The organism is Psychroflexus montanilacus (assembly GCF_020164535.1).
In the GTDB taxonomy this organism is placed as follows: domain Bacteria; phylum Bacteroidota; class Bacteroidia; order Flavobacteriales; family Flavobacteriaceae; genus Psychroflexus; species Psychroflexus montanilacus.
The window spans coordinates 31451-43856 of sequence record NZ_JAIQZC010000005.1; the positions used below are offsets into that span (position 1 = coordinate 31451).

Here is a 12406-nt window from a genome sequence, read left to right on the forward strand (position 1 = left end):
TAAGAAAACTACATCCTTTGTGGAACATCAATGCCAAGCACTTTAAAGCTTTTCTGAATGACTTCTCCTACGAGTCTGGCGAGTTCTACTCTGAATTCAATTTGCTGAGCTTCGTCTGCTCCCAAAATGGAGACATTTTGGTAGAAGGAGTTAAATTCTTTGACCAAGTCATAGACATAATTGGCCACTAGTGCAGGACTGTAATGTTCTGCAGCTTGCTGAATGATGTCTGGAAATTGATTTATAATTTTAATTAAAGCTTTTTCCTTAAGGTCAAATTGATAGTTGGATAAATCCAAAGTCGTCACCTCTTGATTGGCTTTTCTCAATATCGATTGAATTCTGGCGTATGTATATTGAATAAAAGGACCTGTATTACCTTGAAAGTCAACAGATTCTTGAGGATCAAAAAGAATTCGCTTTTTGGGATCTACTTTTAAGATATAATATTTTAAAGCACCCAAACCAATCATGTTATATAGTTCGTTTCTTTCTTTTTCGTCGTAACCTTCAAGTTTACCGAGTTCCTGTGAAATGGTTTTAGCAGTCGACGTCATTTCTTCAATTAAATCATCTGCATCTACGACATTTCCTTCACGACTTTTCATTTTACCACTAGGTAAATCCACCATTCCGTAACTCAGGTGAAAGAGGTGATCTGCCCATTCAAAGCCTAATTTTTTTAAAATCAAGAATAAGACTTTGAAATGGTAATCTTGCTCATTTCCAACAGTAAAAACCATTTCGTCAATATCGTAATCTGCAACCCTCTGGATAGCCGTACCGATATCCTGAGTCATGTAAACAGCTGTTCCATCAGATCTTAAGACAATTTTTTCGTCTAAGCCTTCATCGGATAAATCTATCCAGACGCTACCATCTTCTTTTTTAAAGAAAACGCCACTTTCAATTCCAGCTTTGATATGGTCTTTTCCCAGGAGGTAAGTTTCACTTTCGTAATAATTTTTATCGAAATCGACTCCAAGATTATCATAGGTGATTTCAAACCCATCATACACCCATTGGTTCATGGTTTTCCAAAGCTCTACGACTTTAGAATCTCCAGCTTCCCATTTTTTGAGCATGGCTTGGGCTTCCAAAAAGATAGGAGCTTCTTTCTTGGCTTCCTCTTCAGTTTTACCTTGATTTATTAGATCGTTGATTTCTTTTTTATAAGCTTTATCAAATTCAACGTAATATTTGCCGACCAAATGATCACCTTTTACACCTGAGGTTTTTGGAGTCTCACCATCACCAAATTTTTGCCAGGCTACCATGCTCTTACAAATGTGGATTCCACGGTCGTTGATGATTTGAGTTTTATAAACTTGTTTTCCAGCTGCTTTTTGAATTTCAGCTACAGAATATCCAAGCAAGTTGTTTCTAACGTGTCCAAGGTGTAGAGGTTTGTTGGTATTTGGTGAAGAATATTCAACCATTACCTTTTGGCTTTCAGGGGTTACTTTCTTAAAACCAAAATCTTTGTCTTGGCGTATGTCATTAATCAAACCTGTAAAGTAAGATTCGGCTAAAGATAAATTCAGAAATCCTTTGACCACATTAAATTTTGATACGTCTGTCGTTGATTCGGTTAAATACTCCCCAATTTGTTCACCTAGTTGTACAGGATTGGTCTTGATGTGTTTCAAAAGAGGAAACACAACCAAAGTAAGATCTCCTTCAAATTCTTTTCTTGTGAGTTGAAATTCAAAGGATTCTACTTCAACAGCATGTTTTTTTTGTAAAAATGTAGTTATGTGCTTAGAAAGTTTTGTTTCTAGGGTCATAGTAATAGTGTTTCAGTTGCAAAGATAATCTAAAAATTAGAGGGCATTCCAAGAAGTGCGGCTGGAATTGGGTATATTTCAAACAAAAACATGCTTTTAAATGTATCTTATAACCGGCCCAAAATAAAAGAGCAAATCAATACTGAAGTTGGTAGTCCATTTACTTTTATGGATAGAATTAAAATGGGTGGTATAGGTTCTGGTAAATTGAACATTCATTCGTCTAGTATCCAAATTCATAACCTTCTTATCTTGGATAACAACCTCAATGTTTGTGGAGTAGAAATGAGGCCAAAAGGAATTATCGTTACGTTTCGTTCTTTATTAGAAACGTATGCACTCGTTATTCCTTATTATAAATTGAAGCTTTATAAAGGACAATCTCAAGTGTATTCTATTTATATGGACAACTATTTTATAAAAGTGGAAGCTAAAGAAAAACGCAATCACGAATTTTTAAAGAAAATTCTAAAATTTAAATCGGATAATTTCTCCAACGATTTTGAAAATTACTAAACTATGAAAATACTTCTTACAGGAGCCAACGGTTACATAGGAATGAGAGTGTTGCCATTGCTTTTAGATTTAGGTCATGATGTGGTGTGTGCAGTAAGAAGTGCAGATAGGCTTTCTGTAGATAAAGAAACCAAAGACAAAATTGAAATTGTTGAAGTTGATTTGCTGGATGATGTGAAGCCCAATCTTTTTCCTAAGGATATAGATGCTGCTTATTATCTTATTCATTCCATGACAAGCTCAACCTCAAATTTTTCGAGTAAAGAGCAAATTACTGCCAATAACTTTAATGCTTACATGAAGGAGACTAATGTAAAGCAAGTTATTTTTTTAAGTGGAATTGTAAATGAAGATCACCTTTCTGAGCATTTGGAATCCAGAAAAAATGTAGAATCTATTTTGTACAAAGGAAGTTATCATCTCACAGTGGTGAGGGCTGGAATTATAGTTGGTTCTGGAAGTGCTTCTTTTGAAATTATACGAGATTTATGCGAGAAACTCCCACTGATGGTTACCCCAAAATGGGTGAATACCAAATGCCAGCCCATTGGAATTCGGGATGTACTAAAATTTCTTACAGGAGTCCTGGGGAAAGAAGAAACCTATAATGATTCATTTGACATAGGTGGACCTGATATACTTTCATATAAAGACATGATGAAAGGTTATGCCAAAGTAAGAGGTTTGAACCTTACCATTGTAAATGTTCCTGTTATGACCCCTAAACTTTCTTCGTACTGGCTGTATTTTGTGACATCAACTTCTTACAAATTAGCTTCAAATCTAGTGGATAGTATGAAAGTGAATGTCATCGCAAAGGATAACAGACTCCAAGAAATTCTAGGCATACAGCCACATACTTACGAAGAGGCTATTGAGATGGCATTTGTAAAGATTGAGCAGAACCAGGTGATTTCAAGCTGGAAAGACTCCAAAGTAAGTAGTCGGTATTCTCAAAAAGACTTAAATAAATACATCAAAGTTCCAAAATATGGATGTTTGCACGATCATCAATCTATGAAGGCAGATGACCCGCAAAAAGCCTTAGAGAAAATTTGGGCTATCGGTGGTAAAAATGGCTGGTATTATGCAAATAAGCTTTGGAAAATAAGAGGCTACATCGATAAATTATCAGGAGGAGTCGGTCTGAGAAGGGGAAGAACCAATCCAGATAAAATCAACCCTGGGGATTCTTTGGATTTCTGGCGAGTCCTAATGGCAGATAAGGAAGAACGTAGGTTGCTTTTATTTGCTGAAATGAGAGTACCTGGTGAAGCATGGCTCGAATTTTTTATCGACGAAAACAACGTAGTTCATCAAAATGCCACCTTTAGGCCTCGAGGTCTTAAAGGCAGACTATACTGGTACTCTATGTTACCGTTTCATTATTTTATCTTCAATGGAATGTTGACACAAATCTGCAAGTCTTAAAGCTATCTACGATCTATAGTTTCATTGTTCGTGTCAAAATTGAAGGACCCAAACCCTTGGGAATTAAACCGGATTGTCCTTTCAGAGTCTGTATTATTTAAAGTAATGTTATTAAAGACAACGGTTATTCTAAACTTTCTGGAAATTGTGTTAGGTATGAAAAAATCAACAACTAAAGAGTCTCTAGAATTAGGGTCTAGATAATTTGGAACTCCTTCTTCGTTTTGACTATTTTCTGGATTCAGAGTCGGATTTTCTGTATCATCATCGAACGCATTTAAATCTTCATATCTTGTAATGACTCCGTCTCCATCATCATCGTCATCAAGATAATTTGGAATACCGTCTCCATCTGTATCAATCACATCATTTTCATCAGGTATTCTGTTGAATTCAGCACTTTCAGTCCTTTCAGTATTTGTAAGTACATTGTCATTATCATCATCTATATCCAAGAAATTAGGAATACCGTCTCCATCGGTATCCAATTCAAATACACTTTCGCCTGGTCGCCGCTCATCAATATCTAGGACACCGTCACCATCTGTATCTACATTTGGACCTGTTTCTCTTGTGATGGTAAATACTACAGAGCCTCCAGTAGTACTCACAAATTCTTCCAGCACTCTGGGTTGACTTGGGGGAATCTGCTGGCAGAAATAGTCGTCACTATTTACATTGGCATCCAGCCTCCGGTAATTTATTCTATTTGTACTATTGATAGGGATAGAAAATTCCTCTGGTTGAATAACATTATCTATTTTTTCCATAATGCTTTCCTCAAAGGTAAATGAGATGGCTTCATTTGATTCTGTTATAATATGTAGTACTCTCCGTTCTGAATTTTGAAATTGAAACTCACATAAAGTCAATTCAGAATCTAGGTCAAAGTTGAAGTCACTTACAATAATATCTCCATCGTCGCAACTCGATAAAATTAAGGCAGTAGCCAGTAGTAATAAATATCTTTTCATAATCTTAAATTCGAATTCAAATATAAAACACTTCAGTGATTCCAATTAAATTTGATTTATTTTTGTAGAATAATTTTATACAATGGATACAGTTTACTTAGATAACGCAGCAACCACTCAAATAGATGATCAGGTGATATCTGTTATGCATGAAAGTATGAGATCCAATTTCGGTAATCCATCCTCAACTCATGCCTTTGGCAGAAAGGCTAAAGCTGCGGTAGAAACTGCAAGGAAATCTATCGCCTCTCTTTTAAACGTTCAATCTGCTAGTATAGTATTTACCTCTGGAGGCACAGAAGCCGATAATATGGCTATTTCCTGTGCGGTCAGGGACCTTGGAGTCACTAGAATTATTTCTTCAAAAATTGAACATCACGCAGTTTTAAATTGTGTGGAGTTTATGAATGCTGAACATAAAGTAGACCTTCAATTTGTGAATTTGGATAAAGAGGGTTCAGTGGATTTGGCTCACCTGGAGCATCTTCTGAAGGATAGTACTTCCAAAACACTTGTATCTTTGATGCATATCAATAATGAAATAGGAAATATTTTAGATATAAAAAAAGTGGGCGAGTTATGTCATGAACATAACGCCTACTTTCACAGTGATACCGTACAGTCGGTTGGTCATTACGAAATGAATCTTGCAGAACTTCCTGTAGATTTCATCGCCGTAAGTGCTCATAAATTTCACGGCCCTAAAGGTGTTGGTTTTCTTTATGTTAAAAGTAGAAATCACTTAAAACCTCTCATTCACGGAGGTTCACAGGAACGTGAGCTAAGGGCTGGGACTGAAAGTGTGCATAATATTGTAGGCCTCCAAAAGGCAATGGAACTGGCCTATCAGCATCTTAATGATGACTCTGAATATATTAAGTCTTTAAAAAGGCATTTTATCCAAACGTTGAAAAGTGAAATTCCTGAGGTTAGGTTCAATGGCCTTTCTGGTGATTTGGAGAAAAGCACTTACACGCTGGTGAATGTGAGCATTCCACTCTCAGCTTCAGAATCTGATATGATGTTATTTCAATTAGACTTAAAGGGCATCGCCTGTTCCAAAGGAAGCGCCTGTCAGAGTGGGTCTCAGTTGGGTTCTTTTGTCTTGAATGAAGTTTACGGTGAAGATTTGGATTATCCAGGTATTCGGTTTTCGTTTTCTAAATTTACTACCAGGGAAGAATTAAATTATGTCATTGCCACATTAAAAACTTTAGCAATTTCAAAAGCGAGCTGAAAGCTTGAGATTGAAAACCCTTGGACTTAAGAAATTAGGGATTGCAAATTGATTTCTAGAGGAAGCATCCCTCACAAAAGTATTGGTGATGGAGTTTAATCTATCAAACATATTGAAGACTTCAAAGCCAACATCCACATTTTCAAAAATATTCAACCAATGATTCTTTCTGAAGTTGTCATTGGGTTCTTTTAAAGCATAGAAAAAGCCAACATCTACTCTTTGGTAATCCGGAAGTCTATTTTGAAAATCATAAGGATCCTCAAACTGAGGAGAGCCTCCTGGTAAGCCTGTGTTATAAACTAAGTTGAGGTATAATTTCAATTTTGGAATGTTGGGCACGTAATCTTGAAATAGTGCTGCAAATTTGAGTCGCTGATCGGTGGGTCTGGAGATGTATTCCCTTCCACCTTGTCGTTCTTCTGTTTTCAAATAGCCAAAGCTAAACCAGCTTTCAGTGCCAGGGACAAACTCACCATTGAGCCTCATATCAAGCCCGTAAGCATAAGCTTCAGCATCATTCCTGGCTCGATAGCGGATTCTTACATTTTCAATCGTATACGGGTTGACATCATTTAATTTTTTATAATAAGCTTCAGAAACCAATTTGAAAGGCCTGTTCCACAGCTTAAAGCTATAGTCATTTCCTGCAACTATGTGGATAGATTCCTGGGCTTTAACCGTTGGAATCACTGTTCCCGTGGAGTCTCTCAGTTCTCTGTAAAACGGTGGCTGGTGATAAAATCCGCCGGAAAGCCTAAATAACATGTCTTTATCCCAATCTGGTTTGAGGGAAATTTGTGCTCTTGGACTCCATACCTGCTGAGTCTTAGACTCAATATCCTGACCAGAAACTCTCCAGGCTTGTGACCTTACTCCGGCATTCATCCACAATTTGGAATTACCAAGATTCGTTCTGTAACTCCATTGAAGAAAAGCGGTGAGCCTATCAATTTTGGTTGAATTTAAAGCTCTTATACTTATAAAAGGCTCAATAGGGGCGTCAAAAGGATTGTAAGGCTGGTCGTTTGCAAAATCGGGTAGTGGAGGCCGAATGCTAAACCCAGCTGAATCAATGACTTCATATTCTTGTAAGCGATCTCTTATATCCTCATGAGAATATCTTGCTCCATATTCAATAAGGTGTTCGTCTATTTGGTGACTTGCTAAGTGCTGTACATTAAAAATTAATGCATCCAGATTATTCCTGGCATGAGTAAATTGCGAACCAGCACCTTCAGTAAATTCGACTTCACCAAGATTCCCGTCGCCAAAATCTGTACTAACACTTCCAAGTCTATAATTGGCTAGAATATCAAAATGTTCTTGCTCTTTGGTGTGATATGCTGAAGCAATGAGTTTTCCTGTATAGTTTTCATTTGGTTTATAAGTTGCCTTGAAAGCCCCAAAATAAGTTTCATAAATATCTTCTTCTTCACCTTCGTAAAACACGAGTAAAGCCTGAGGATCGTCTATCGTACCAAAATTGGTTTGTCTTGTAAAAGGTTCGTAGTTGTAGGTGTTCACAGCTATATTACCTAAAAAACTTAATTCAAATTTAGGGCTGAATTGATAAGTTAGAAAGGTTTGAACATCTGCAAACCTGGGTCTGAAATTGGCTTCTACCTGCTTAGCATTTACAAAAAGAGAGTTGTCCCTGTACCTCAAGCCTACGATAGCAGAAAGTTTTTTGTCTTTTGAGACTCCCTCCACTGAAGCACTTCCACCAAGAAAACTGGCTTCAAAACTTCCTCCAAAACTGACGGGCCTTCTGTATTCTATATCCAAAACTGAAGACATCTTATCTCCATACCTGGCTTTAAAACCTCCAGCAGAAAACTCTACATTTCTTACCAAATCCGTATTGACAAAACTTAAGCCTTCCTGTTGACCACTTCTTATTAAAAAAGGTCTGTAGATTTCAATATCATTGACATAGACCAGATTTTCATCAAAGTTCCCGCCTCTTACAGAATACTGCGTGCTCAACTCGTTGTTGGAATTCACTCCTGGAAGAGTTTTCAATAGGTTTTCTACACCGGCATTGGCACCTGGTATTTTCCTTATGGTTTCTGGGTTGAGCGTTGTAACCCCTTCAACTCTCGCTCTGCCTTCATTTTGCAAAATAACTTCGCCGATTTGCTCAACATTGGTTTTCAAGACAAAATTGAGTTCTTCTACCTGATTGGTTTTTAGGTTCAACTTTAAAGTAATAGGCTGAAATCCTACATATGAAATTTTGAGTTGTTCTGTTTGATTGGCTCGGATTTTAAGCTTATAAAATCCATTAGCATTGGAAACCGTTCCGCCATCAGATGAGCTGATGTTTGCAAAAGGAACGGTATTGTTGTTTTCGTCGAAGATGATTCCCTGTACAGTTGCAGTTTGCGAAAAAACAGCATTTGTAAAGGTCAAACATAGAAGTATGTAAACGTATTTCAAGCTTTATGGAATTAGTTTTTTCTGAAAAACTCTGCCTCAAATATAGCAGTATTTCCCACTTTATCAGTAACAACGACTTTTAATTCATTTTTAGTATCCGATATTTTTCCATCGTTGAAGTCATGAGTAAGCGTTTTGGTTTTGTAATCGTATTCCATCAAGATAAACTCTCCATTTACTGTAGCTCTGTAACTCTCGATTCCAGTTTCAGCATCCTCAATTTCAAGTTCCAGAAATCTGAAATTAGAGATCCATTGTTTGTCTTTAAAATTTTTAGGCTTTATACTCGGTGGGGTCTTATCTTCAAATAATTTATATGTACCAAACTGATTGGTCTTGGTGGTGAGCCTGTTTTTCTTTCTGTAAGTGTTTACATAATACTTGCTTCCCCAGGAAGTTACTTGAGCAATATACAGTTTTGCTTGGTCTTCTAATGCAAATTGACTTACATCAAAGCCTAAAGTAATCGATTTGTGCAATGGGGTTGTGAATTTGTGTAAATCTACACTTAAGCCTTCAATATTGATATCGAGATAGGTATCTTCATAAAGGGCATTCTTAGGAATATAAATATCAACTTTTCCTTCTTCAAAAACACTAGCCGCATTAGCTTTGGCAAAATATTCGGTTTCAATAATTTTTTTAGCAGGTAAATCTTCTTTAAAATCCGTTTTTATGGGAATAGATATACTTTGAGTGTTGCCTTTAAAATCTGATACCAAAATTTCAAAATTTTGATCCAAATTATCTTTTTGTATACCAACCATACCCTTATCGTATACATCTTTATAAACGCTCAACGGATTATTTGATTCTACAAAAAGCTTATGAATTCTCCTCCTATTTTTATTGTAATATTCGAAGTCAATGAGACGGTTGATGTATCGAGTTTCATAAAATGAAAATTTATCAAAGGTATTCTCAAATACAGGTTTACCGTTGAGGAGTGTTTTTACAGAATAAACTCCGTTTTTATTGTAAGCCAGATCCAATATATCGTAAGCATCTATTCCAAAGCCTATGGTTCCAAAGGCATTGATAGGGTCAGTTTTGTAGGTGCCATCACTTCGTTGAACTAGTTTTAATTGAACGCGATCCCTACTTCCATTAATATGTGATTCTGAGCCAAGGGGGTAGGCATGTAAAGCAAAAATCTGTGGTTTTTTTGAATCTTTTACTTCTTCAAAACCAAACAAAAAAGGATTCATAGGTTTTGAATTGAAGTCCCTAATTTCAAAATGTAAATGAGGTCCTCCACTAGAACCAGAGTTGCCACTGTATCCTATGATTTCTCCCTGCTCAATTTTTAATTCTGAAGCCGAAGGAAAAAGCTCAATTTCATAAGATTCCTTTTTATACTGAGTTGATTTAACTAGTTCTTGAATTTTTGGGGCATAATTATCCAGATGTGCATATACAGTTTGATACCCATTTGGATGATAAATGTATAAAGCTTTTCCATATCCACCATGCTGAACTTTAATTCTCCCTACATAGCCTTCAGCAGAAGCTTTGACGGGTAACCCAGTTACACCTTTAGTTTTTATATCGATTCCTGCATGAAAATGATTTGACCTTAATTCTCCAAATGTACCAGACAACAAGAGTGGAATGTCAAGAGGCTTTTTAAAATAATCCTGAGGGATATCTTCTTGCGCCTGAATAAATTGTGTGCATAAAGCAAGAATGGATATGAGAAATTGAAGACGCATGCAGGCTTATATTTTTAAAAAATTATAGTTTGGAATTTAAACGTTGTCGCTTAGCCTCAAAAATAAGGATTGCTGCAGAAACTGAGACATTTAAAGAGTCAACTTTTCCTTCCATCGGTATTTTTATGATTTTTGAAGCCTGAGATATCCAGCTTTCAGAGAGACCTTCATGTTCAGTTCCTACAACTATAGCAGAAGGTTTAGAAAAGTCTTCTTTCAGATATGAGGTCGACTCTTGAAGTGCAGCGGCAAAAATTTGAATATTATGCTTTTTTAGAAAATCAATTATTTCTGAAGTTGATCCCGTTGCAATTGAATTGGTAAAGATTGTCCCGACGCTGGAACGGATAATGTTTGGGTTATAGAGATCTGTTTTAGGGTTGGCGATAATAACAGCGTCCAGATTTGCAGCATCACAAGTTCTTAACAAAGCACCAATATTTCCAGGTTTTTCTGGAGCTTCTGCAACCAAAATAAGTGGGGTGTTGGTTTTAAACTTTAGATCTTTCAAAGACGAATTTCGACTTTCTGCAATGGCTATGACACCACCAGTGGTGCTTCTGTAAGCTAACTTTTCAAATATTTCTTTAGAAATCTCTATAATTTCATATTCGGAATTTTCTAAAACAACCTCATTTTCATAAAGGTCTGGGCATATTAAAATCTGCTTTAGTATATACTTTGCTTCAATGGCGTAACTCAATTCCTGAACGCCTTCAATGACAAACTCATTGTAGCTGTTTCTATGTTTTGATTTCTTCTGAAGCAAAAGCAAATGCTTGATGAGCGGATTACTAAGGCTTGAAATATGTTTCCTCATAATGATGAACTAAAAAAGCTTCTGAAATTTGACTTTCAGAAGCTTCAAATGTAATTAAATCTTAAGTACTAGAGGTGGATTACTTCACCGTATGCATCTGCAGTTGCTTCCATAACAGCTTCACTCATGGTAGGGTGTGGATGGACTGTTTTTAAGACTTCATGACCTGTAGTTTCTAGTTTTCTACCTAGAACTGCTTCAGCAATCATGTCTGTAACACCAGCACCAATCATATGGCAACCTAACCATTCACCGTATTTGGCATCAAAAATTACTTTTACAAAGCCGTCTTTTGCACCAGAGGCACTTGCTTTTCCTGAAGCAGAGAACGGGAACTTACCAACTTTGATATCGTATCCAGCTTCTTTGGCTTGCTTTTCTGTCATTCCAACACTCGCGATTTCAGGGTTTGAATATGTACAACCTGGAATATTACTGTAGTCCAGAGCCTCTACTTTTTCTCCTTTGATTTTTTCAACACAAAGAATACCTTCAGCCGATGCTACGTGAGCTAGTGCAGGACCAGGGGTAACATCACCTATGGCATAGTAACCAGGAACATTGGTCTGATAAAAATCATTTACAGTGATTTTATCTTTGTCGGTTTTGATGCCAACCTCTTCAAGTCCAATGTTTTCGATGTGAGTTTTGATACCAACAGCAGACAGTACGATATCAGCCTCAATTACTTCTTCTCCTTTTTTGGTTTTAACCGTAGCTTTTACTTTTTTGCCAGAAGTATCTACACTTTCAACAGAAGAATTGGTCATCACCTTTATGCCTTTCTTCTTATATATTCTCTCAAATTGTTTTGACACTTCCTCATCTTCTAGTGGAACAATGTTTGGCTGAAATTCTACCAAAGTAACTTTAGTTCCCATGTCGTTATAAAAACTGGCAAACTCAGAACCGATAGCTCCAGATCCTACAACGATCATAGATTCTGGTTGCTTGTCTAGTGTCATTGCTTTTCTGTAACCAATAACTTTTTTACCATCTTGTGGTAAATTTGGAAGTTCTCTGGAATGGGCTCCAGTGGCAATGATGATATGGTCTGCTTCATAATCAGTCGTTTTTCCTTTATCATCTTTCACGGAAACTTTCTTACCTTTTTTAAGTGTTCCATGTCCCATAATGACGTCAATTTTATTCTTTTTCATCAGGAACTGAACACCCTTACTCATGCCTTCAGCAATACTTCTACTACGTTTGACAACTTTTGTAAAATCTTTATCTGGATTTTTTACACTCAAACCATAATCTTCAGCATGATTTAAATATTCAAAAACTTGTGCACTTTTTAATAAAGCTTTGGTTGGGATACACCCCCAATTCAAACATACTCCACCTAAACTTTCTTTCTCAATTACGGCTGTTTTGAAACCGAGTTGAGAAGCTCTTATGGCAGCAACATATCCTCCAGGTCCACTCCCTAAAACTATAATATCGTATTTACTCATAACATTTTGTTTGCTAAGATTTTTAAA

General features: G+C 36.5%; 9 protein-coding genes. 3 read left to right on the forward strand and 6 right to left on the reverse strand.

Features of this window, described 5'->3' with window-relative positions; all coding sequences use genetic code 11:
* Positions 1-8: 8 nt before the first annotated feature.
* Positions 9-1787 carry an arginine--tRNA ligase gene (gene argS / locus LB454_RS12960; protein WP_224465105.1) on the reverse strand — a complete coding sequence of 593 codons (1779 nt, stop codon included), beginning with the start codon at positions 1785-1787 and terminating at the stop codon, positions 9-11.
* Positions 1788-1877: 90 nt separating this feature from the next.
* Here argS and LB454_RS12965 point away from each other — a divergent pair, with 90 nt between their 5' ends.
* A complete protein-coding gene (locus LB454_RS12965) occupies positions 1878-2303 on the forward strand; it encodes a hypothetical protein (RefSeq protein ID WP_224465106.1) in 426 nt (141 codons plus the stop codon).
* 3 nt (positions 2304-2306) lie between these two features.
* Positions 2307-3734, forward strand: coding sequence for an SDR family oxidoreductase (locus LB454_RS12970; RefSeq protein WP_224465107.1), 1428 nt, complete (start codon positions 2307-2309; stop codon positions 3732-3734).
* Positions 3735-3736: 2 nt separating this feature from the next.
* Here LB454_RS12970 and LB454_RS12975 read toward each other — a convergent pair whose 3' ends face one another.
* Positions 3737-4708 (reverse strand): hypothetical protein, encoded by a 972-nt coding sequence (locus LB454_RS12975; protein WP_224465108.1) that lies wholly within the window; start codon positions 4706-4708, stop codon positions 3737-3739.
* Between the two features lie 82 nt (positions 4709-4790).
* Between LB454_RS12975 and LB454_RS12980 the strand changes: the two genes are divergently transcribed.
* Positions 4791-5945, forward strand: coding sequence for a cysteine desulfurase family protein (locus LB454_RS12980; RefSeq protein ID WP_224465109.1), 1155 nt, complete (start codon positions 4791-4793; stop codon positions 5943-5945).
* Here LB454_RS12980 and LB454_RS12985 read toward each other — a convergent pair.
* The 4 genes from LB454_RS12985 to lpdA form a co-directional block, all read right to left on the reverse strand.
* Entirely contained in the window at positions 5931-8387 is a 2457-nt protein-coding gene (locus LB454_RS12985; protein ID WP_224465110.1) for a TonB-dependent receptor, read from the reverse strand. The genes LB454_RS12980 and LB454_RS12985 overlap by 15 nt on opposite strands.
* Positions 8388-8398: 11 nt before the next feature.
* Positions 8399-10099 (reverse strand): M23 family metallopeptidase, encoded by a 1701-nt coding sequence (locus tag LB454_RS12990; protein WP_224465111.1) that lies wholly within the window; start codon positions 10097-10099, stop codon positions 8399-8401.
* Between the two features lie 22 nt (positions 10100-10121).
* Positions 10122-10919, reverse strand: coding sequence for a TrmH family RNA methyltransferase (locus LB454_RS12995; RefSeq protein WP_224465112.1), 798 nt, complete (start codon positions 10917-10919; stop codon positions 10122-10124).
* Between the two features lie 68 nt (positions 10920-10987).
* Positions 10988-12379, reverse strand: a complete 1392-nt coding sequence (lpdA, locus tag LB454_RS13000; RefSeq protein WP_224465113.1) for a dihydrolipoyl dehydrogenase — start codon at positions 12377-12379, stop codon at positions 10988-10990.
* Positions 12380-12406: the final 27 nt, after the last annotated feature.